12 protein-coding genes are annotated in these 22,280 nt (G+C 62.2%); 5 read left to right on the forward strand and 7 right to left on the reverse strand.

All coding sequences use genetic code 11. The annotated features are described in order from the left end of the window. Positions 1–1,306 precede the first annotated feature (1,306 nt). From ACFSDX_RS19225 to ACFSDX_RS19235, 3 genes are all read left to right on the forward strand, one after another. On the forward strand, positions 1,307–1,594 hold the full coding sequence (locus ACFSDX_RS19225; protein ID WP_382316503.1) for a hypothetical protein: 288 nt from the start codon (positions 1,307–1,309) through the stop codon (positions 1,592–1,594). 244 nt (positions 1,595–1,838) lie between these two features. Further along, entirely contained in the window at positions 1,839–2,543 is a 705-nt protein-coding gene (locus ACFSDX_RS19230; RefSeq protein ID WP_382316505.1) for a GAF domain-containing protein, read from the forward strand. 148 nt (positions 2,544–2,691) lie between these two features. Continuing rightward, a complete protein-coding gene (locus ACFSDX_RS19235; RefSeq protein WP_382316506.1) occupies positions 2,692–3,777 on the forward strand; it encodes a PAS domain-containing sensor histidine kinase in 1,086 nt (361 codons plus the stop codon). A gap of 22 nt (positions 3,778–3,799) precedes the next feature. Here ACFSDX_RS19235 and ACFSDX_RS19240 read toward each other — a convergent pair whose 3' ends face one another. The 4 genes from ACFSDX_RS19240 to ACFSDX_RS19255 all read right to left on the reverse strand — a co-directional run bounded on the left by ACFSDX_RS19240 (position 3,800) and on the right by ACFSDX_RS19255 (position 12,526). After that, positions 3,800–4,465, reverse strand: coding sequence for a DUF6766 family protein (locus ACFSDX_RS19240; RefSeq protein ID WP_382316508.1), 666 nt, complete (start codon positions 4,463–4,465; stop codon positions 3,800–3,802). 168 nt (positions 4,466–4,633) lie between these two features. Next, positions 4,634–5,158: a hypothetical protein gene (locus ACFSDX_RS19245; protein WP_382316510.1), complete on the reverse strand. Its 525-nt coding sequence runs from the start codon at positions 5,156–5,158 to the stop codon at positions 4,634–4,636. 359 nt (positions 5,159–5,517) lie between these two features. Next, the gene (locus ACFSDX_RS19250) at positions 5,518–11,568 is read right to left on the reverse strand and encodes a carboxypeptidase-like regulatory domain-containing protein (protein ID WP_382316512.1); all 6,051 of its coding nucleotides are present in this window, start codon (positions 11,566–11,568) and stop codon (positions 5,518–5,520) included. A 241-nt stretch (positions 11,569–11,809) separates the two neighbouring features. After that, positions 11,810–12,526 (reverse strand): 3-ketoacyl-ACP reductase, encoded by a 717-nt coding sequence (locus ACFSDX_RS19255; RefSeq protein ID WP_382316514.1) that lies wholly within the window; start codon positions 12,524–12,526, stop codon positions 11,810–11,812. 192 nt (positions 12,527–12,718) lie between these two features. Here ACFSDX_RS19255 and ACFSDX_RS19260 point away from each other — a divergent pair, with 192 nt between their 5' ends. Further along, positions 12,719–13,585, forward strand: a complete 867-nt coding sequence (locus ACFSDX_RS19260) for an urease accessory protein UreD (protein WP_382316516.1) — start codon at positions 12,719–12,721, stop codon at positions 13,583–13,585. Positions 13,586–13,781: 196 nt separating this feature from the next. Then, entirely contained in the window at positions 13,782–14,609 is an 828-nt protein-coding gene (locus ACFSDX_RS19265; RefSeq protein WP_382316518.1) for a phosphatase PAP2 family protein, read from the forward strand. Positions 14,610–15,105: 496 nt separating this feature from the next. Here ACFSDX_RS19265 and ACFSDX_RS19270 read toward each other — a convergent pair whose 3' ends face one another. From ACFSDX_RS19270 to ureG, 3 genes are all read right to left on the reverse strand, one after another. Next, the gene (locus ACFSDX_RS19270; RefSeq protein ID WP_382316520.1) at positions 15,106–16,575 is read right to left on the reverse strand and encodes a glutamate synthase subunit beta; all 1,470 of its coding nucleotides are present in this window, start codon (positions 16,573–16,575) and stop codon (positions 15,106–15,108) included. Positions 16,576–16,616: 41 nt separating this feature from the next. Next, entirely contained in the window at positions 16,617–21,122 is a 4,506-nt protein-coding gene (gene gltB / locus ACFSDX_RS19275; RefSeq protein ID WP_382316521.1) for a glutamate synthase large subunit, read from the reverse strand. 337 nt (positions 21,123–21,459) lie between these two features. Continuing rightward, positions 21,460–22,212, reverse strand: coding sequence for an urease accessory protein UreG (ureG, locus tag ACFSDX_RS19280; protein WP_382316523.1), 753 nt, complete (start codon positions 22,210–22,212; stop codon positions 21,460–21,462). Positions 22,213–22,280: the final 68 nt, after the last annotated feature.

The following is a 22,280-nucleotide window of genomic DNA, read 5'->3' on the forward strand; positions in this document are numbered from 1 at the left end:
GTAAGTAAGTTATTGATTATGTGCATTATAAATGCACGATATATTATAGTGGCCTATCGCCTGTCTGAGTTAAGCGAATTGCCATCTCATGCTTATGCACCATTTTGCGCACGCTTAAAAATACTTTGTCGCTACCGAGCTGTAGTGCGATAATACCAAGCTCAGGCAGTACGCAAGCTTGGGTTGGACTGTGTGGGTGGAGGCTGGCTTGGGTTGGACAAGCGTCGCTACTTCAACCACTACTTTTCAGATTGCGCGTTGCGTCTGATATAGCCTCATATGAGTAACCTAAGACTAGGTTGTTTGCGCAATCAGCAAAATGAATCAGCCATCATTACCTAATTACCTGCCAACGGTATACCACCAGCTCAAATACGAAGCCGGGCCGTTTACCAACGCCATGCGCACCGGCCTTATTGCACCACCGGTATCCGTGAGAAAACGGCCACGGTTAGGCGCTGATTTTACCCATATCATCATGGTTCGTTAGGGTAAATGCCCACGTCTCTTACAATAATGCCTCTGCCAAACGCAGAGGGCAGACAGGCACAAGGGTGCTGTTTCGCGTAAGCAATTGGTCAGTAAGAGAGTGCTATTTATCGTGCGGCACCTTTGCCTCTTATTTACCGGGCGCTTCTGGTGCCGGTAAGCTTATGAATGGTTCTGGGAAGAAAATATGGTAGGCTACTAAACATAGTGCGCCTTGCACGGCTAAGACCGGGAATATTTGGTAAAAGTATATTGCTGGTATTAGATTTGTCCAAAATCATGTTCCTTAATGCCTATGTGCAGGGCCAGCTTCGCCCTTAGTACATGGGTAAGGAGGAGCGTAGCAGTGACAGATATTCCCAAAGCACATGTTTCACCGTCACATTAGCGATAATGCTATCTACCTGCTTATGCTCATTACGCTGAGCGTCATTAGCTTGTGGGTATATCGGCTTGTGTTCTGGCTCTTGGGTCAGCTGTGGCATTTAGTGCGAGCTTAATCGTTTTAGGGTCAACCTAGGGGGTGTCAGGTTTGCAATAACCTGCTGGCTTGCAAAGGGAACAGCAAAGAGCAGTTGGTTCACAAAGCCTGAATATATAGAATATACTTATTGATAATCAAAAAGTTAAGCATTATTAGTTTACAAGCCAGAGGTGAGTTGGCCATTGATACCAGTAGAAAACAGGCGTACAGGCACCTGGGGATAAGTTAAAAATGTAGATTGGATGAATAAAAAAAATACAAAATTATTTGTATTCTTGGGCAGGATTTGCATAAATTTGTATCGGATATACAAACGCAATTATTGTATTATATATGGAATATTATTGTTATAAAGACGCATTCGATGCTGTAGTACAGGATAATGACGGAGTGCTGCCGGATTTGTACGAAGTATTTAATTTTATAATATACTGCCGACCATCCAATTTAGAAGGGCCACTCACGGTAGCCGAGATAGTGGCTTATGCCCTCATAGAGGCCAGCGAAGCTAAGGTTAGTAGTCCAGCCGGTGCATTGCAGGTACCTTACGTAGCTGCGGTGGTGGGTGAACTGCCGTACTTAGATAAACTGCTCGACCAAGCCGTAGCATCGCTCAACTAAGCTGCCAAATTATGAGAGGCCACCAGTAGTGCTGGTGGCCTTTTTTGTGCGGTCCGACCTCATGAGGAAAGCGGAGCCTGCCACGGGCTGTAAGCTAAGAATGAGCGCCTTTTGGATTGCGGCCTAAAAATGAGCGATTATGTAGCAAGACATGTGGTATTAGTGAAGTTGCGTTTATATTTGGGTTGCTTAGTGCTCTATATTTAACTATAATTGGATTATATTACTTGTATTTTGTGTTGGTATGTTAACCACTCCTCCCACCCTGTTGCCCGCCGACGAAACGGCTCGTCTGCATTCATTGCACAGCTACAACATTGTTGAATCGCTGCAAGAAGATGTTTTTGACGAATTAGTGGCGTTACTGGCGAATCTATTTCGGCTGCCAATCGCCTACGTGGGCTTAATGGAAGCTGACCAGCTGAGTTTTAAAGCTGCTTACGGTGTTCCGCGCCAGCCTGCGCACCCACGGGCCAGCTCGCTGTGCGCGCTCGTGGTTAGGCATAGCCGGGTGGTGGTGTATCAGGACTTGGCCGAGGCTCCCCAAAATTCGCTTGATGCCTCTGCCATTCAAAATAGCCTGGCCTACCAGGTGCGGTTTTATGCGGGGGCACCGCTGCGCATGCCTGACCACCGCACCATCGGTACGCTGTGCCTGGCTGGCCCGCAGCCTAGGGAGTTCAGCCCCGCCGAGCAGCAGCTGCTAGAAGCGACGGCCGAAATAGTAAGCCACGCAATTGCGGTGCGCAGTCACTGCCGCAACAGTCTCAACGACCGGCGCTGGTTGGAAATCCGGACGCAGGCGCGCGATGAGCTCTACGCACTGGGTGCGCTGGTGCGCTACCTATCGGCACGCTACGGAAGTTCGACGCCAGTGCCCGAAGAAATACTTCAGCCCGTGATGCGGCGCCTGCGCGACTTGCGCACGATTTTGCAGGACTACGACTAAGGTCTGCCGTGCCGGTGCGTAGGTTATTGCCCCTTAATACGGTATGTGTTTATGGGTGAATAAGCTGGCTGTAAGTGTCTTGCGCTGATGCGAATGCGCGGAGCTGCGGCTGGCGGGACAAAAACAATAGCTTGGGCTACCTTCGCGTATGCCTGACTACTTGGACCTGTTTCGGCCTCTGCTTGAGCACGGCAATGAACTGTACTTTGCCTACGACCTAGGCGAGCAGCGGGTAATGTACGTGAGCCCGGCTTACGAGCAGATTACTGGCGACCCGAGCGAGCACATTCACGACGACCTGCCTTACCTGCTGGCCCGCGTGCACCCCGACGACTGGCAGTACCTGTTGCAGCGCGTGGCGCAGGCCGCGCCAGAAGAGTGCATCCAGGATGTGGAGATGCGCCTGAGCCGTACCCCGGAGGGTACGCAGTGGCTGCGCGTGAGCGTGTGCCCGCGGCAGCTGCCCACCGGGGCGCGCTACCTGGTGGGCACGGTGCGCGATATTACCCGCGAGAAGGAAGTGGTTATCAACGGAGAAAAATTTAACACCAAAAAGAACGCGACGCTCGAAATTCTGTCGCACGACCTGGCCGCGCCGCTCGCGCTGCTACAGCAACTAACTGAGCACCTGACGTGGGAGCTGGACGGCCCCAACGATAAAATTCGGGAGCTGCTGCGCCTGATGCAGCGCACCTGCACGCAGGGGGTAAACCTGATTCGGGACTTCGTCGACAATGAGTTTATGGAGTCGGCCAGCGTAGTGCTGCGGCTGGAGCGAGCCGACCTGGTGGCGTGGCTGCGCACCACCATGGAGGAGTACGAGCGCTCGGAGCGGCACATGCACCTGCGCTTCAGCGTGGTGGCGGCCGAACAGCCGATTTATGTCAACTACGACATCAACAAGCTGCAGCAAGTTATCAACAACCTGGTGTCTAACGCCATCAAATTTACGCCCGACGGGGGGCAGATTGAGGTGAGTATTGAGCGCCGCGGCACCCAAGCGCTGCTCACGGTGGCCGACAGCGGCATCGGCATCCCGGCCGATTTGCAGGATGCGCTCTTTGATAAGTTTACTAGGGCCCGGCGGCCGGGGCTGCGCGGCGAGCGCACCACCGGGCTAGATATGTCGGTGATAAAAACCATTGTGGAGCTGCACAAAGGCCGCATTTGGCTGGAGAGTGCGGCCGGGCAGGGCACCACGTTTTACGTGGAGCTGCCTGCTTTGCCGGCCTAGGTGCCCCTGGGGCCGCCGCCACCTATTTACCCGTTTCGGCGGTAGGGGCATCAACGGGCTTAGACTGCGGCGAGGACTGCTGACGCAGAAAGATAGACAAGCCCACCAGTGAGAAAATGGATACGAACTCGCTCTGCCAGTTCTGAAACGACTCGAACCAGAAACGCGCCGTGTGCATATAGCCCCAGGTTGATACCAGCGGCTGGCCGTCGTGCGCCTGCTCGATGTTGTACACGATGCCACCCCCCTTGGCGTGCAGGTAGAAGCACCCTAGGAATAGCCCAAACAGCGCCAAGCTCAGCGAGTGCCGGTAGAGCCCCAGCCACAGGCCGCCCCGGCGCACGGGCCAGGGCGCGCCGGGCTTGGCGGGGTCGGGCTGCTGGTCCACGTCCTCCGGCTCATCCAACTTTTTCGACTCGGGCGAGCCTTTTTGGCGCAGCCAGATGGTGAGTACCACGTAGACGCCCATCTGCAAAAACTCGCTTTCCCAGTTTTCAAAAGTGGCTTCGAGCAGGTGGCCCGAGCGCAGGTATTCGGGCAGCGTGAGGGTGGCCAGGCCCATTTGGTGCAGGTCGGCGTTGTTGTCGTGCCAGCCCGTGAGCACCTGCCCAACCAGCGCGCTCACAATGAGCCCAAACATGACCAGCAGCAAGCCATTCTGATAGAAAAAACGCGCGAAACGACCCATGGTAGAAGGAAACGAGTGAAAGCCCAGGGCCAACCACCAAAGCTACGCCTAGGTGCCTGGGTGCCCCCTGCGGCGGGGCAATGGCCACAGGTAGTATTGCGCCGACCCGTACCAGCAAAAAAGTCCCGGCCACCGGCCGGGACTTTCAACGAAAAGAGGAGCCGAAAGCTACCGAGCTGCCGCGTTGGCGGTGGTCAGGGTTTGTTCCAAGTTGTCGTGGTAGCCCAGGCCGTTGAGCATGAAGCGAAAATTGCTGAACGCCCGCACGGCCTTGGCCTGGCAGGTAAGGTTGACGTACACGGCGCCGGTGGGGGTGCGGCCGGGGCCGCTGGGTAGGGGGCCGGGCTTACAGGTGGCGTCGCGCATGGCTTTCACCAGCACGTTGGTGCGCAGGTCGGCCGCGCCGAGCTGGTACACGCGCAGCGAGGCTACCTGCGGGCAGCCGCCTTCCGAAACGGTGGTCCAGTCAATCTGGACCGGTACGGTCATCGTTTTGCCGGTGCCCACCACGATGTCGGCGACGTAGGAATACGAACGGGGCTGCTGCGCGGGCTTGGTAAAAGTGGTATCGAAGCACAGCGTTTTAGTGGCCGCGATGGGCTCGGCCGATGGCGCGCTTTTGACGCTGGTGTTAGACTCGCGGCAGGCGGCCAGCGCGGCGAGGGCGGCCAGGCCGAGTAAGGATTTTCTCATGACAGAATAAGGTGGACAACTGGATAGTGCCTCCTCAAACGTTAAGAACTGCGGGCTGGTTTTTCCCCGAATAAGCTCCCTAGGTCAGGCCGTGGCATAGTGCAGTTTTAAGGTAGAATAATACCGCTGCCAGGGCTTGCAAGTAGAAAAAATATGGTGTTACCTACTCAAAAGCGCCGTAAAGCCTTGCGGGGATAATCGGCTACGCCGTAACCTGGCGCAAAATTAGCCGGGTGTTTTTGAGCTGCCCGCCGCCTTAGCTCAGTGCTTGGTGCCGGGGCGGTGAGCGAGTTGTTGCCCGCCCCGGTGTCACTCTAGTCACTAGCCGAGCTTTGGGGAAGGAGCGTTGAGCTTGGTTATTACTGAATGCCAACCTGCTTGCTGCCCGCGCGCCCGTACTTGGTGGGGAAGTACACCAGCTCGGCGCGGGCGGGGTTGAGGGTGTACTGCCCCCGGTAGCGTGGCTGCAACGCCACCCGAAACGTATGCCGGCCGCTGGGCAGGTAATCGATAAAAATACCAACCTGGTGGCGCAGGTTCTCGCGGTGTGCTTCGAGCGGACTGCGCACCGGCGCGGGGCCGTAGGAGCAGCCGGCCGGAATGGGCACTTCGAGCAATACGTAGCGCGCCTCGGCCCGCACGTCCACGGTCACGAGCAGTTCGGCGGGCTGGCCGGCGCGCAGGCTTACGCGGCGGCCGGTTTGGCCACCTAGGGTGGTGCTTACGGTGAAGGGCTGGGCGGCGGGTTCGGGCGTGGGGTTCCAGCGGGTTTGGTAGGCGGTGGCGTACACGGGTAGCGGGCCGGTTTTGTGCAGCGTGAGCGGGCCGCTGGCGGCGGGCAGTTGCAGGCTGAAAGGAAACTTGCTGATGCGGCCCGCCGCCTCGGCTGCCGCCGGGCCGCGCAGCTGCACCTGGGCGGGCGCGGCGGCGCCACCGGCCGCCAGCAAATCGGGGCCGATAGTAGCCAGGATATTCGCCGCCTCGTAGGTGCTGCCCCAGTAGCCGCCGCCCCGCAAGCCCAGCAAAAACGTGCGAATCCGCACTAGCTCGGCCTCGTGGCCGCCCTGGGTGCGCAGCACGCGGTAGGCCAGCAGGGTGGTGGCCACGCGGTCGGGCAGCAGGTAGCGGTAGTAGGTGTTGCGGCCCGCCGTGTCGGCGTAAAACGCGCCGCCCAGCTCGGTGCGCTGGCGGTAGCGCGGCAGGCTGTCGAGCTGGTAGGGCAGGCCCAATTGTTGGCGCAATTCGACACTGGCCAGGTAGTGGTCCAAGGCACGGCGGCCGGGTTGGGCGCGGTTGAGGCGGTCGAGGTAGGTGCGGTAGTCGGTAGGGGTGCCGAGCTGGTGCAGCAGGCGCAGGAGGCGCAGCTGGTCGTCGGTTTCGGCGGGCGTGGGGCGGGGCACGAGGCCGCGCCGGCGCTCGGCCGCCGTGGGCGCGGTGATGGGCACGCTCAGGCGCGTGTCCAGCTCGCGCAGCAGGTGAGCTTGCAGGGCGGGCCGGTTCAGGTCGGCGCGGTAGCCGGCCGCCGAGGCCGCCAGCAACGCTTCCAGCACGTGGGCCGATACCCAGTAACTAGGCGCGGTGGTGGCCCAGGTGCCCCACAGGCCCTCGGCCGGGCGCTGGCTTTCCCGAAGCTTGCGCACCAGAAAATTAACTGCCTTGTCATTCCTGAACGCCACTTTTTGCGCGGCGCAAATGCGGCGCTCCAGCAGCAGAGCCAGTAGTTTGGAGGCCATTTGCTCGTTGCAGAGGTAGGCGTAGGCTTGCAGGTGCTCGATTTCGGCGCGCAGCGTGGGCAGCGCATCGCTTTCCAGGTGTACCGTCACGGGGCCGAGCTTGGGGTCGAGCGGCAAGGTCAGGGTCGTGTCGGCGGCCGTGACGGCCGCAAACGTACCTACCCGCTCGCGGGTGCCGGCCGGTACCACCATAATGCTGCGCTGCTCGCCATCGGCGTAGCCGCCCGCCGCTTGCAGCCCATAAGTAACCTGCACCGAATCGGCCCCGGCGCTGGGGGCCGCCACCGTCAGCGTATCAAGCGCGGAGCTACTGACGCGGTGCGCCTGGGTCCGCACGACCTGCGCGCCCACCTTGAAAGTGGTCGTGACTTGGGCCGTGTCGGGGCGGTAGTTCAGGACTTTGCCCAGCACCTGCGCCCGGTCGCCGGCCACCAGAAAGCGCGGGCCGGCCAGCTCGGCCAGCAGCGGCTTAAACGAGCGCAGCCGCCTGGTGGCTGCCCCCAGCCGCCGCCGCTGGTCGGAGCCAATTACGAAGGTGTCCCAGCTGGTTACGTCGTCGGGCAAGACCACCTCGGTGCTGGCGCGGCCCTGGGCATCGGTCACGAGCGTGGGCCGCCACCAGGCGTAGTCGCGGAAGCGGCGGCGCAGCGCCAGGCGCGGGTCGCCGGTGGGCACGTCGGGCAGGGTAGGCAGGGCTGGCAGGGGTGTGAGTCGGCTCAGATTGGGGCTGCCTTTGGTGGTGATGACGAGCACGCCGTTGGCGGCGCGGCTGCCGTAAAGGGCGGTGGCGTCGGCGCCTTTCAGCACCGTGGTGGTGGCGATGTTGTCGGGCGAAATATCGCCTAGGTTACCCGTGTACACGCGGCCATCTACCACGAGCAACGGCTGTGCACTGTCCGTTACCGAGCGGTTGCCGCGCAGCACGATGCCGCCGTTGAGGTAGCCGCTGGCGGAGGTGATTTGCACGCCCGCAACGCGGCCCTGCAAGCCGTATTGGACGGTCGCCACGGCTCCGGTCAGGTCGCGCCGCTGCACGCTGCCGTAGCCCACTACCACGACTTCTTGCAGCGATTTGGTGTCCTCCCGCAGTTTGAAAACTACTTCACTGCCGAATGTAATGTTCTGTTTTTCGGTGGCATAGCCAACAAAGGACGCCAGTAGCGTCGTGCTACCGGGCGGCACTTGCAGCGTAAAGCTACCGTCTACATCGGTAGCGGTACCTACGTCGGTACCCTTCACCAGTACAGTTACCCCCGGCAAGCCGGCTTCCGATTTATAGTCCAGTACCTGCCCGCGCAGCGTGCGCCAGTCGGGCTGCGCGGGCCCTAGGTGGCGGAGTTTTGACGGGGTTTCTGGCTGGGCGCTGGGGGCCGCTGGCTCCTGTGTCAGGGGCACGTAGCGCGCCCGTACCAGCCGGCCGATGCGACGGCTGAGCGCGCCGGCCGGTTGCCGGTCGGCCCAGCGTAGTTGCAGATAGGTTTGGCCGCCGGGGCGCACCACGGCCAGCTCGGCGGGTGCCAGGCAGGTGCTGTCGCTGAGCAGCGCGGCCACCCGGTAGCGGCCGGGGGCCAGGGCCGCTAGCCATAGCCGCCGGCTCAGGCGCCGGTACTTGGGCTGGTCGGGCCGCGTGAGCAGCACGTAGCGCAGCTGGGGCAGCGGGTATTTGGCACGAGCGGTATCGGGGCGCGGGGGCAAGCGCAGGGCCAGGCGGCCCTGGCCGGGCGGCGTTTGGGTGGGCTCGTCGAGCACCGCTTCGGGCTCGAAAGGGGCGGGGTAGAGGCTGGGCCGTACCTCGGCCTCGGTGAGGGCAAAGTCGGCCAAAGGCAGTGGATTACGCAGGCCCGTGCTGCCTAGGTAGCCCAGGCGGCCCGGCTCCACGCTCACCATCTTAAGCAGCTGCGGGCGCGGCGTGTAAGCGTACAGCGGCTCAAACAAAAACTTGAGCCGCAGGCCATCAGCGCGCCGCAGTAGCACCGAATCGGGCCGGAAGGGGCCGGTCCGGCGGCGCCCTAGGCCGTAGCCATCGCCGCGCAGCACGCGCAGGCGCTGCCCCTGGCGCAGGGTGGTAAAGGCCGGGTCGCGGGGCGAATCAACTAGCACGATGCTGCGGCCCAGCGCCAGCTGCTCGGCGGGCGTGAGCACGCGGGGGCGCTTCTCTACCGTGAGGTCGGGGCGCGGGTGGTTGAGGTCGATGCTGAGGGTGAGCTTGTGGCGGGGGCGCAGGTACACGTTGCGCAGGGTAAGGAGGCGGTCGGGCAGACGCAAACTCAGGGTGTGGCGGCCACTGTCGGCTACCATCGGGTAAGGGTCGTACTCGTTCACGGCGTGGATATAAACCGGCTGGCCATCGACATACACCGCGATGGGCGCCTGCACCCGCCCCGAATCAACCACGAACGGCGCCACCTGCGTGAGCCCGCCCGGCGCGGGCTGGTACTCCGCAAAAAGGCCCGTTTCGGGATACAGAAACTGGTAAAAACGCAGCGAATCGAGCCCCAGCCGCGTGCGCCACCGCGCCCAGGGCAGCGGCTGGCGGGCGGCCGCTTGGGCATCAAACTGCGCGCCCAGCCGGAAGCGCCGCCGCGCCTGCCGCCCCGCTACCACCCGCTGAAAATTGGGTGTTTCCGGCAAATACGGCTGCTCAAATTTGTGGGTGTAGGCGTAGGCCGTGAGGTCGGCATCGGGCACGGGCCGCCCCCGCTCGTCGGTGACGGTGAAGCCGAGCCGGATTTTTTGGCCGGGGTAGGCTACGGCGGGCTGGTCGGTGGCTACCAGCAGCTGGCGCGCTGGTGCGCCCACCGTGTATTCGGCCACGCGCACGGCATCGCCCCAGCGGTAGTGCAACGATACGTGCCAGGCCGCCGGGCTTTTATCCTTAACACGCAACTGATAATCGGGGCCGTAGCCGCGGTAGCGCAGCGCATTGCCCCGGTACACGAAGTACCAGAATGGTACCCGGTGCGGGTTGCGCACGGCCAGCACCACCGAGTCAGCGCTGCGGTCAGAGCTTAGTCCTAGGTCGGCATTATCGGCGTCGAGGTGCAGGGTGGCCGCGCGGCCGGCGGCATCGGTGAGGCGGTAGTAGTCGGCCAGGAAATCGAGCGGCACGCTCAGCGGCAGCTGCACCGCCACGGGCGGCGCGGCGGCGCGGCCGGGCTCGGCGCGGTCGGCAATTTCGAGCGTAGCGCGGTGCGGGCGGGCCCGGCCCAGCGAGTCGTAGCTGAGGCGCACCGAGTCGCGGCTGAGGGTGAGGCGCAGCCGGCCGGCGTCGCGCTGGTACGCTACGCGGGCGGTTTCGACGTGCCGCTCGTTATCGGCGGTAAGGAAAATGGCCCGTACCTGATAGTCAAAATCCACGTCGGGGAACAGGCCGGGCGGCAGGTTCACGCGGGTTTCGCCCACCGGGTCCAGGGCCTGCGTGTGCGTCCAGAGCGTGTCGGGCATGAATACCTGCCGCCTAGGTAGCGGGCCTGGTTCGCGCTGCGGCATCACCACCAGGCGCACCCGCGCATCGAGTAGGGGCAGCTCGTTGGCATCGGTGCCGCGCAGGTACACGGCCTGCGGCTGGCCGTGGCGCTGGTCTTTTTCGGCTACCCGCAGGGCGTAGTGGGCATTGTCGAGCTCGTAGTCTTCTACCCGAAAGCTCCGGCTGGCCACCAAGCGTCCACGCTTGTTTTTGAAGTAGAGATACGCCTCATCGTCGGCGCGCAAGCCCAGCGTGTCGGTCAGCGGCAGCACGTACTCGAAAGTGCCGGGGCGCACCGGGCGCAGCTCGGCCAGGCGTTTGCCGGGCTCGTCAGGCTCATACTCATCAGGCGACAGCCACAGCGTGAGGGGCCGGCGGTAGGGGCGGCCGGTGCGGCGGTGCAGCACCCGCGCCTTTAGGCGCAGGGTGTCGGCGGTGGGTCGGTAGCGCGGCTGGCTCAGTACCACGTAGCTGCCCCAGCGCCGCTGGGGGTGGGTGCGGCGGGCGCGCCGGCGCTGCGCGCGCACGTCCTCCTCGAAAGGTGCGCGCAGCATCCCCACCAGCCCGGTAGTGGTGTTGGCGGCGTGGCGCAGGTCGCGCGCCAGCTGGCGCACCGGCCCCGTAGCGTAGCCCAGCGGCCAGCCAAGCACCACTCGCCGCCACACCCGGCCGCCCGCCGAGCGCAGCTCCTGCCGGGGCTGCTCCAGCGCGTGAAACGTGGTGCGCCCGCCGTAGGTCACGGCCACTAGGCCCGCCCGCCCGCGCCCGGCGCGGCGGTAGGTGCGGGTGGCGGCATCGTAGGGCACGGGGCGGCGGCGCAGTTGCACCCGTGCCTCGGGCAGCAGGCGGCCCAGCGAGTCGCGCACCACCAGGGCCAGGTCTACCTGGTTGTCGAGCACTTCGATGGTGCGATTGGTTTCGGTGCGCAGCCAGTACACCAGCTGCGCGGCCTCGGTGTGGGCCACCAGGTAATAGCCCGGCGGTAGTGGCCGAAGCCGCAGGCTGTCGGTGGGAAATGAATCGACGGGCACCGCGAAAAAATCGGGCCGGGCGGCCCCTAGGCCGCGCTCGTAAAGTAGCTTGGTTTGCGCCTCGGTGAGGCGGAAAACCTTGGTAAGGTAGCTTCGCTGCCGGGCCGCCGCCAGCCGCTGCTGCGCCTGGGTGGTGGTAATGAATCCGCAGAAAATCAGGAGGAGTAGCAGTCGCGGCATAAGTGGCGGGAAGGGGAATACCCTTCCGATGCCGGCCTAGGGCAGATTGCACACAAAAAAACGGCTTTCCGGCTAATATGTAGCACGGAAAGCCGTTTTTCGTCATGCTCATCTGGCGTCCGCGCAGCGGAGTCAAAGCATCTTGGCTGGTGAACTAACTCCTGGCGTTAGCAACGAAGCGGTAGAGATGCTTCGACTCTGCTGCGCTGCGCGGACGCCAGATGAGCATGACGGATGGGCATTACGGGTTAGTCGACCACATGCCCGCTTCCTTGATGAAGATGCGGCGGTTCAGCTTGAGCTGCGCAATCATAAACTCGGCCAAATCCTCGGGCTGCATCACCTTATCGGGGTTGCCGTCGGTGAGGTTATTGCTGATGGCCAGCTCGGTAGCCACCGTGCTCGGCGTGAGGGCCGAGACCCGGATATTGCTTTTGCGCACCTCCTGCATCAGGGCCTCGGTGAGGCCCATGAGGGCAAATTTGGACGCGCTGTAGGCGCTGCTGCCCGCCGAGGCGCGCTGCCCCGACGTGGAGGCGATGTTGATAATGTCGCCGCTCTGCTTGTCCAGCATGTCGGGCAGCACGGCGCGCGTCACGTAGTACACGCCAAACAGATTCACGCGGATAATGTGCTCCCACTCAGCCGCGGGCATCTCCAAAAACTTGGCAAATGTGCCGATGCCCGCGTTGTTGATGAGGATATCAACCGGCCCTAGGTCGGCTTTGAGCTGCGCTACGGCAGCGGTTACGGCCGCTTCGTCGGCCACGTCGGCCGAGGCCACGGCGGTTTTCACGCCCAGGGCGCGCAGCTCGGCGGCCACTGCTTCGAGCTGATTGGTAGAGCGAGCTAGCAGGCCTACGTGCACGCCTTCTTTGGCCAAAGCTACGGCTACGGCTTTGCCGATGCCTTTGCCCGCGCCCGTTACGAGGGCAATTTTTCCGGTTAGGTTTTCCATTTGAAATTAAAGAATAGGTGGCCGTATAACTGGTAATCGGGCTGCGAGGTTGGCGGGTGTAGCTTGGACTTTGTAGTCCGAGCGCGAGCGCAGCTCGCATCCCGCGTAAGCAAACGTTTCCTAGGGTAGATGCGAGCTGCGCTCGCGCTCGGACTACAAAGTCCAAGCTACACCGTTCTAACTTGCCGCTCAATGCCCGACGACGACGCCCACTTGTGGAGCGCGCTCACGGTGGCGCAGGTGCGGCAGCAGTCGCGCTTAGTGGCCAGCCGCAGCGTGCAGCCCCTCAAAATAATCAACCCCGCCGCCCCGGCCGGCCCCGCCTGCCACGCCGTGCTGGCCAGCTACGGCGGCGGGCTGGTGGCCGGCGACAGCATCCGGCTGCGCGTGCGCTGCGAGGCGGGTAGCCGCCTGCTGCTCAGCACCCAGGCCAATACCCGCATCTTTAAGTCAATAGATGGCCAGCAGGCCGCGCAGCTCACCGACGGCCACGTGGCCGAGCACGCCCTGGCCGTGGTGCTGCCCGACCCGCTGGTGCCCCAGGCCGATAGCCGCTACCGCCAAGTGCAGCACTGGCACCTGGCCGAGTCGGCCACGCTGCTGCTGGCCGACTGGTACCACGCCGGCCGCACCGACCTAGGCGAAAAATTTGCCTTCACTAGCTTCAGCACCGAGCTGCGCGTGAGCGTGGCGGGCCGCCTCACGCTGCTCGACCGCTTTGCCCTGCGGCCCGAGGAGCACCTGGGCACGTCGCAGGCCACGTTCGGGCCGTATCAATCAGCGCTGTCACTCTACCTCGTTGGGCCGCCCGCGGGCGCGCAGTTTAAAGTAGTAGCCGCCGCGCTGCGCCAACTGCCGCCGCCTGGCCAGACGGAGTTGCACGCCAGCCTAGCTGGCCGGCCCTACGTAGTGGCCGTGACCCAGGCGCGGGAAAACGTGCTGCTCGTGCGCGCCCTAGGTATGTCTCGCCTCGACTTGGAACCGGTGTATCGGGCCGTGGCGGCGGCACTGGCGGGGGAGGAGTTATTGGGATTTGACGCGTTGCGGCGCAAATATTAGCGCGATTTTTGAGCCATTGCCGTGTAGCGCAGACTTTCAACTCACGAGCTCATTGAAAAGCCGCATTACGCTACAGTAACCCAAGGACCGCGCGAGCCCCATGTTTTAAGCTACCGATGCAGTTCTTCTTAAAACAGCTGTGATTTGGCGATAACCCTAACCGTGTGCCCTGCGTTTTACCCTCATTTTTAATTTCATGAAGCACCTTTCCGCCTTGTTACTCGCCGGCACCCTAGGGCTGGCGAGCCTCCCCGCCACCGCCCAAAAGGCTCCGTCGCCCTACCACACACGCTTTGCAATTGATGCGCCCATCATTGCCGGCGAGCTGGCCGTGAGCGGCTTCGGCCTCTACCGCTCTATGCAGCGCAGCGGCCTAAATGCTACCGAGCTGGCCGCGCTGCGCAAGGAAGACGTGCCCCGCTTCGACCGCTTTTCGGCCGGCTACTTCAGCGAAAGTGCTCAAACGGCCAGCGACTTGCTTTGCTATCCCGCCTTGGCCATCGCCCCCGGCCTGCTGGCCCTGAGCCCGGCCATCCGCAGCCACTACGGGCAGGTGGCGGTGCTGTACGTGCAAACGGTGCTGGCCGCCGATGCGCTCTTCACTACCTCCATCGGCAATTTGCCGCGTTACCGGCCCTTCCTCTACGGCACCGAGGGCGGCGACCAGCGCACCAGCCGCATCGAAACCAATTCGTTTTTCGCGGGCCACACGGCGCACACGGCGGCGGCTACCTTCTTCGCGGCCAAAGTCTTCCACGATTTCAACCCCGACTCGCCGGCCCAGCCCTACGTGTGGGGCGCGGCGGCCGCCGTGCCGGCCGCCGTGGCGTATTGCCGCATCCGAGCCGGCAAGCACTTCCTCTCCGACAATATCGTGGGCTATGCCGTGGGCGCTACGATGGGCGTGGTGGTGCCACAGCTGCACAAGATGGCCGGCCGCCGGGGCATCTCCCTATCGCCGCTGCAAGGCGTGAACGTGAACGGGTATGCGTACAGCGGTATGCTGCTGAGCAAGCAGCTGTAGCTGCCGCTTATGCGAACGGTAACGTTAGTACTTAAAAGATGGATACAATACTATGTGCCAGCCGCGCTGCTCCTTTTTTTGTCGGTCACTATTGAGCGTATTGTGGTGACGGAAGATGGTGGCTATGATAGATTGTATGGATTCCCTTTTGCATTCAGGTCAAATGCCTTTGCGTGTTCTTTTTGTTATGAAGTATATACGAGCATATTAGCGCTAAATTTGACGATAGACTTAGCACTGGCTTATATTCTTTTTAAGGGTTTAGAGCGTTTAGGGTTTAAAACCAAACCCCGCAAGATTTTATATTTCGTAAGTTCATTAATAGGGCTAATTGCCTTTGTGAGTTCTTGGCTATTGTTTTCCGATAGCGGGTTTAAATGGTGCAATGACACTCCGTTTCGACTCGTGAGTAGCGAACTTAAATTTAGTTTGCCGTAAAAGAAGCCCCGAAAGCAATAGCTTTCGGGGCTTCTTTTTTACATCAATCCCAATACTTTCACCCAAACATCCCCACCGCGTTCTTGCTCGGCAGGTTCGTCTTGCCCATCAAAAACATATCAATCTGCCGCGCCGCTTCGCGGCCTTCCGAGATGGCCCAGACGATGAGCGACTGGCCGCGGCGCATGTCGCCGGCCGCGAACACGCCGGGCACGCTGGTGTGGTAGGTGGTTTCGGGGGCGTGCACGTTGCCGCGCGGGTCGAGGCTTACTCCGAACTGGCCGAGCAGGCTAGCATTGGCCGGGCCGGTGAAGCCCAGGGCCAGCAGCACCAGCTGGCACGGGATTTCGCGGTCGGAGCCGGGCACTTCCTCGAAGCGGATGCGGCGGCCCATGTCGTCGGTTTCCCAGGTTACGTCGCTCACGAGCAGGGCGCGTACATCGCCGTTTTCGTCGCCTAGGTAGGCTTTGGTGTTCACACCCCAGTAGCGCTGGCAGCCCTCTTCATGCGAGCTGCTGGTGCGAAACACGGTAGGGTAGAGCGGCCAGGGCGTGTGCGCCGGGCGCTCCTCGCCAGGCTGGTGCATCATGGCAAACTGTGCTACCGACTTGGCTTGCTGGCGGTTGGCCGTGCCCACGCAGTCGGAGCCCGTGTCGCCGCTACCGATAACTACCACGTCGAGGCCATCGGCCAGAATGTGCTCAGTGTCCACGGGCGTGTCGCTCACGCGGCGGTTTTGCTGCGTGAGGTACTCCATAGCGTAGTGGATGCCCTTGAGGTCGCGGCCGGGCAGGGGCAACTCGCGCGGGGCCGAGGCGCCGCCTGCCAGCACCACCGCGTCGAAGGTGCGGCGCAGCTCGTCGGCCGAGATATCGCGGCCGATTTCCACGTTGTAGCGGAACGTCACGCCGGCGTCTTCGAGCAGCTTGATGCGGCGCTCAATCACCCATTTTTCCAGCTTGAAATCGGGTACGCCGTAGCGCATGAGGCCCCCAGCGTGCGGGTCGCGCTCAAACACTGTGACGGTGTGGCCGGCCTCGGCGAGCTGCGCCGCCACGGCCATACCCGCCGGGCCAGAGCCCACTACGGCCACCGTTTTGCCGGTTTTGAGCACCGGCGCGGTGGGCTGCACGTAGCCTTTCTCGAAGGCAATTTCGATGATGTGCTTCTCGATTTCCTCAATGGCCACCGGCGCGCTGTGGATGCTCAGCACGCAGGCCGACTCGCACGGCGCGGGGCAGATGCGGCCCGTAAACTCGGGGAAATTGTTGGTGGCTGAGAGGATGTCGTAGGCCTCGCGCCAGTCTTGCCGGTACACCGCCTCGTTGAACTCGGGGATGATGTTGCCCAGCGGGCAGCCCGAGTGACAGAAGGGCACCCCGCAGTTCATACAGCGAGCGGCCTGGTTGTGCAGCTCCTTTTCGGGGTAAAGGCCGATGAATTCCTGGTAGTGGGAAACGCGCTCGGTCGGGGCCGCTTTAGGCGGCGCGGTGCGCGGGTATTCTTTGAAGCCGGTGATGTTGCCCATGATAGGTATAGTTGTTTTTTGCTTGCCTAATGTACCTAGGGTTACCCCACCTTCATCGCCTTCTCCAGCACCCGCTTATACTCCAGTGGGAACACTTTCACGAAGCGCCCGGCTTCCTCCTCCCAGTTGCCCAGCAGGAAGTTAGCCAAGTGGCTGCCCGTCAGCTCGTGGTGTTGCTGGAGGAGCTTTTGAATCTCGGCTTCGTCGGTTTCGGTGAGGCCTTCGAGGGACACCATGTCGGGGTTGCAGTTCACGGGAAACTGGCCTTCAGGGTCGTAGACCCAGGCCAGGCCGCCGCTCATGCCGGCCGCGAAATTGCGACCCGTGCGACCTAGGACTAGCACCCGGCCGCCGGTCATGTACTCGCAGCCGTGGTCGCCCACACCCTCGACTACCGCCGTTGCGCCCGAGTTGCGGACTGCGAAGCGCTCGCCCGCCTTGCCGCGCACGTAGAGCTCGCCTGAAGTCGCGCCGTAGAGCGCCACGTTGCCAATGAGGATGTTATTCTCGGGAATAAACGTGCTGGCGGCGGGCGGGAAAATGGCGAGCCGCGCCCCGCTCAGGCCCTTGCCTACGTAGTCGTTGGCTTCGCCCTCTAGCTTAAAGGTCAGGCCTTTAGAAGAGAACGCGCCGAAGCTTTGTCCGGCTGAACCGGTGAACTTATAGCGGATGGTATCGTCGGGCAGGCCGGCGGCTTGGTAGCGCTTGGCAATCTCGTTGGAGAGCAGCGTGCCGATGGTGCGGTCGGTGTTCTTCACGTCGAATTCGGCCGTTACGGCCTCTTGGCGCTCCAGCGCGGGCTGGGCGTGCTCCAGCAGTTTCCAGTCAAGCACGTCGGCGATGCCGTGGTCCTGGCTTTCGCTGTTGTAAAGCGTGCCGCCCGAGATATTGGGGGCCGGGTGCAGCACCGCCTCGAGGTCGATGAGCTTGGCTTTCCAGTGGCCGGCGTCGGGGTTCACTTTCAGGAATTCGCTGCGGCCCACCATCTCGTTGAGGGTGCGGAAGCCCAGCTCGGCCATGATTTCGCGCAGCTCTTCGGCCAGAAAGCGGAAGAGGTTGACAATGTGCTCGGGCTTGCCGCTGAACAACTTACGCAGCTCAGGGTCTTGGGTAGCTACGCCCACCGGGCAGGTGTTGAGGTGGCACTTGCGCATCATGATGCAGCCACCCGCAATGAGGGCGGCCGTGGCCACGCCAAATTCTTCGGCACCTAGGAGGGCGGCCACGGCGAGGTCGCGGCCGGTTTTGAGCTGGCCGTCGGCTTGCAGCACCACGCGGCTGCGAAGTTGGTTACGCAGCAGCGTCTGGTGCGCTTCGGCGAGGCCCAGCTCCCAGGGCAGGCCGGCGTGGCGGATGCTGCTGAGCGGCGAGGCGCCCGTGCCACCGTCGTAGCCCGAGATGAGAATCACGTCGGCGTGCGCTTTGGCCACGCCGGCCGCGATGGTCCCTACCCCCGCTTTGCTCACCAATTTCACGTTAATACGGGCGGCGCGGTTGGCGTTTTTGAGGTCGAAAATCAGCTGCGCTAGGTCCTCGATGGAGTAGATGTCGTGGTGCGGCGGCGGCGAAATCAGGCCCACGCCCGGCGTGGCGTGGCGTACCTTGGCAATCCACTCATCTACTTTGTGGCCAGGTAGTTGGCCGCCTTCGCCGGGCTTGGCGCCCTGGGCCATCTTGATTTGTAGCTCGTCGGCATTGGTCAGGTAGTGCGCCGTGACGCCGAAGCGGGCCGAGGCAATCTGCTTAATGGCCGAGCGCATCGAGTCGCCGTTGGCCATGTGCTCGTAGCGCAGCGGGTCCTCGCCGCCCTCGCCGGTGTTGCTCTTGCCGCCGATGCGGTTCATGGCGATGGCCAGCGTGCTGTGCGCCTCGTGCGAAATCGAGCCAAACGACATGGCACCCGTCGCAAACCGCTTCATCAGCGCCTCGGCCGGCTCCACTTCTTCGAGCGCGATGCTGGGCCGGTGCTTGGCAAAGCCGAGCAAGCCGCGGATGGTAAAGAGCTGGTTCGGGTGCTCGTTGAGCAGCTTGGCGTACTTCTTATACGTGTCGTAGTTGCCGGTGCGCGTGGCGTGTTGTAGCAGGTGAACCGACTCAGGGTCAAACATGTGCGCCTCGCCCTTGCGCCGCCATTGGTACACGCCGCCCGCGTCGAGCAGCTCGGGGCCGACGGTCGTTTCCTGCTTGTAGCCGTGCGAGTGCTTATAAAGCGTTTCCCGGGCAATCTCATCCAGTCCCAGGCCCTGAATCCGGGTCACGGCGCCGTTGAAATACTGGTCTACTACGCTTTGGTTAAGGCCCAGAATCTCAAATACCTGCGCGCCGTGGTAGCTCTGCAAGGTCGAGATTCCCATCTTCGAGAAAATCTTCAGCAAGCCGTCGCACACCGCCTTGATGTAGTTGTAAGCCAGCTTTTCGGCGGGTAACTCCGCCCCCAGCAGCCCAGCCGCGTGGCGCGTTTGGATGGTAGCCAAGGCCAAATACGGGTTGATGGCTGTGGCCCCGAACGACAGCAAGCAGGCAAAATGGTGCACTTCCCACACGTCGCCGGCCTCCACCACGAGGCCCACCGAGCCGCGCATCCCCTTTTTAATCAGGTGGTGATGCACCGCCGATACCGCTAGCAGCGACGGGATGGGCGCGTGCTCCGAGTCCATGGCCCGGTCGGAGAGAATGAGCACTTCAAAGCCGTCATCCACTGCATCTTGGGCGTAACGGCACAGGCGCTCCACGCCGCGCTGCAAGGCGCCCGGCTTACCGTCGGCCTTGAAATAGGTTTGCAGGGTCTTGGCCTGAAACGAGCCAGTGTCAATGCTGCGCAGCTTTTCGAGCTCGCGGTTGCTGAGGATGGGCTGCTTGGCGGCCACGCAGTGGCAGTGGCGGGGGTCCTCATCGAGGATGTTGCCGTTGTTGCCGATGAAAGTGGCCAGGCTCATCACCAGCCGCTCGCGGATGGGGTCGATGGGCGGGTTGGTGACCTGCGCAAAAAACTGCTTGAAGTAGCTGCTCAGGTGCTGCGGCTGGTCGGATAGCACGGCCAGCGGCACATCCACGCCCATCGAGCCGATGGGCTCCTTGGCCTCCAGCGCCATCGGGGCGATGATGGTTTCGAGGTCCTCGCGGGTGTAGCCGAAGGTCTGCTGGTACTTCATTACGGCCTCGGCGCCGAGGTCGGTGAACGCAAGGCGCGGCTCGGGCAGGTCGGCCATCTGAATCTGGTAGTTCTCCAGCCAGGTGCCATAGGGCTGTTTGCCAGCGGCTTCGGCCTTAATCTCGCGGTCGGTGAGGATGCGGCCAGCGGCCATGTCCACCACGAACATCTTGCCCGGCTGCAAGCGGCCTTTCTTGATAATTGTCTCCGGGGCGAGGGGTAGGGTGCCCGCTTCGGAGGCTACCAGCACGCGCCCATCATTGGTGATGGCGTAGCGCAGCGGGCGCAGGCCGTTACGGTCAAGCATAGCGCCCACGAGGTTGCCATCGGTGAAATTGAGGGCAGCCGGGCCGTCCCAGGGGGCCATAAAGGTGGCGTGGAACTCGTAGAACGCCTTTTTGAGCGGGTCCATTTGCTCATTGCCGTCCCAGGCTTCGGGCACCAGCATCATTAGCACGTGGGGTAGCGAGCGGCCGCAGTGCGTGAGTAGCTCCACGATGTTATCCAAGCAGGCCGAGTCCGACTGGCCCGCGTCAATCACGGGCAGCAGAATCTCCATTTCCTCGGCCGAAAAATAGGGCGAGGTATAGGTGGGCAGGCCGGCGTAAAACCAGTTCAGGTTGCCGCGCAGGGTGTTAATCTCTCCATTATGAGCCAGGTAGCGGAAGGGCTGGGCCAGCCGCCACGAGGGCATGGTATTGGTCGAGAAGCGCGAATGCACGAGCCCAAAAGCCGAGGTCACGCGCTCGTCGCTCAGGTCGGGGTAGTACATACCGACTTGGTACGTAGTTAGCTGCCCTTTATAGACAATGGTACGGCACGAGAGCGAAGCGAAATAAAACGCCTCCATCGCGGCCGGTAGCTGCTCCTTCAAATTTTTGATAATCAACCGGCGCAGCACGTAGAGCTTGCGGTCAAAATCAGCTTCGGTGACTGCCCCGGCGGGCCGGCCCAAAAACAGCTGTTCGATGGCCGGCTCGGCCGATAGCGCGGTCACGCCGATGCCCTCGGTGCGCACCGGCACCGGCCGGTAGCCCAATACTGGAATGCCCAGTTGCTGCGCCGCCGCCGCAATAATGGCGCGGGTACCTTCGCGCAGCTTTTCCTTCTTCGGGAAGAATACCATGCCCACGCCGTACTGGCCTGGCTCAGGCAGCCGGATGCCGTGCTTCACGCCTTCCTCCAGCAAAAACCAGTGCGGCAGTTGGATAAGCACGCCCGCGCCGTCACCCGAGTCGGAATCGCAGCCGCAGGCCCCGCGGTGCTCCATATTGGCGAGCATCGTCAGGGCATCAGCCACAATCTGGTGGCTCTTGCGCCCGTCGATGTACGTGATGAAGCCCGTGCCGCACGCATCGTGCTCAAACTCGGGCCGGTAAAGGGTGGGCGTGGTCATTTTATGTAGAAATGAGATAGTTAGCGATTCGAGCAGATGTACCGTGGACCCTGCGGGTCCGCGCGTTTTATCGCCCGGCTGCTAGCCACGCGCGGACCCGTAGGGTCCACGGTACATACAGCTGGGCACAGCTTCGCGGCGCTGGCCCCAAGCTGTTTTCAAAAAACAGCGAGGCTAGTGCCGAAAATCGGCATCCGTGATGGGCGGGGGAGGGGAGAGAAGGGCAGGAGTGAGGCGCAAGCTAACAGAGTCAGCCGTTGCCGGAGCGGCTTGCGCAGTGGGTGCGCGAACCGCAGAAGTAAGATACGCCGCTGAAAATCAAACGGCATTGTCGCGGTTATCGTCGGTCTTCACGTACAGCAGCGTAAGCTTGGGCCTTAGCTGTGTGCAGATGGTCGATAATGGCGTCTAAGTTAAAGCCATCTGTGGCACGGGCAAATACAAATGGCCCATCGCCGCGCATTTTTTTTGAATCGCGCTCCATTACGCCTAGGTCGGCCTTCACCATTGGGGCCAAATCAATCTTGTTAATGACCAATAAATCGGCCTGCGTAATGCCCGGCCCGCCCTTGCGCGGAATCTTGTCGCCGCCCGACACGTCGATGACGTAAATCGAGTAATCGACCAGCTCGCGGCTGAAGTGAGCGGCCAGGTTGTCGCCGCCGCTTTCCACAAACAGGTAATCAATCTGATTGTCAAAGCGCTGCATCAGGCCTTCGAGCGCATCCATATTTAGCGAAATATCCTCCCGGATGGCCGCGTGCGGGCAGCCGCCCGTTTCGACGCCCACGATGCGGTCGGCCGTCAGGGCGCTTTCGCGGATGAGAAACTCGGCATCCTCGCGGGTGAAAATATCGTTGGTCACGACCCCTAGGCGGTAATCCGTGCGCAGGTTTTCGCACAGCGCCTTGAGCAGCGCCGTTTTGCCGGTGCCCACCGGCCCACCGATGCCCACTGTAAACGCCCGCTTGCGAAAATTGCGGTAGGGTGGCAGCCGGCGCGTTTCGCGGGCCGCAAAGTCGCCGGGCGACTCCAGCGCCTCGTGGCTGTGGCCGTGCAGGAGAAGAGCGAGTTTATCGACGAAGGCCATTTAGATGTAGCGCGGACTCTGCGAGTCCGCGGATGAAAGGGATTAGGTGGGCCGTATTCGCGGGCTCG

It is taken from the genome of Hymenobacter bucti (assembly GCF_042681145.1).
In the GTDB taxonomy this organism is placed as follows: domain Bacteria; phylum Bacteroidota; class Bacteroidia; order Cytophagales; family Hymenobacteraceae; genus Hymenobacter; species Hymenobacter bucti.

Coding starts and splice junctions, on each gene's coding strand:
- ACFSDX_RS19255 (WP_382316514.1), bottom strand. CDS start 12,526: ATGGAAAACCTAACCGGAAAAATTGCCCTCGTAACGGGCGCGGGCAAA.
- ACFSDX_RS19270 (WP_382316520.1), bottom strand. CDS start 16,575: ATGGGCAACATCACCGGCTTCAAAGAATACCCGCGCACCGCGCCGCCT.
- ACFSDX_RS19250 (WP_382316512.1), bottom strand. CDS start 11,568: ATGCCGCGACTGCTACTCCTCCTGATTTTCTGCGGATTCATTACCACC.
- ureG (WP_382316523.1), bottom strand. CDS start 22,212: ATGGCCTTCGTCGATAAACTCGCTCTTCTCCTGCACGGCCACAGCCAC.
- ACFSDX_RS19230 (WP_382316505.1), top strand. CDS start 1,839: ATGTTAACCACTCCTCCCACCCTGTTGCCCGCCGACGAAACGGCTCGT.
- ACFSDX_RS19265 (WP_382316518.1), top strand. CDS start 13,782: ATGAAGCACCTTTCCGCCTTGTTACTCGCCGGCACCCTAGGGCTGGCG.
- gltB (WP_382316521.1), bottom strand. CDS start 21,122: ATGACCACGCCCACCCTTTACCGGCCCGAGTTTGAGCACGATGCGTGC.
- ACFSDX_RS19245 (WP_382316510.1), bottom strand. CDS start 5,158: ATGAGAAAATCCTTACTCGGCCTGGCCGCCCTCGCCGCGCTGGCCGCC.
- ACFSDX_RS19260 (WP_382316516.1), top strand. CDS start 12,719: ATGCCCGACGACGACGCCCACTTGTGGAGCGCGCTCACGGTGGCGCAG.
- ACFSDX_RS19225 (WP_382316503.1), top strand. CDS start 1,307: ATGGAATATTATTGTTATAAAGACGCATTCGATGCTGTAGTACAGGAT.
- ACFSDX_RS19235 (WP_382316506.1), top strand. CDS start 2,692: ATGCCTGACTACTTGGACCTGTTTCGGCCTCTGCTTGAGCACGGCAAT.
- ACFSDX_RS19240 (WP_382316508.1), bottom strand. CDS start 4,465: ATGGGTCGTTTCGCGCGTTTTTTCTATCAGAATGGCTTGCTGCTGGTC.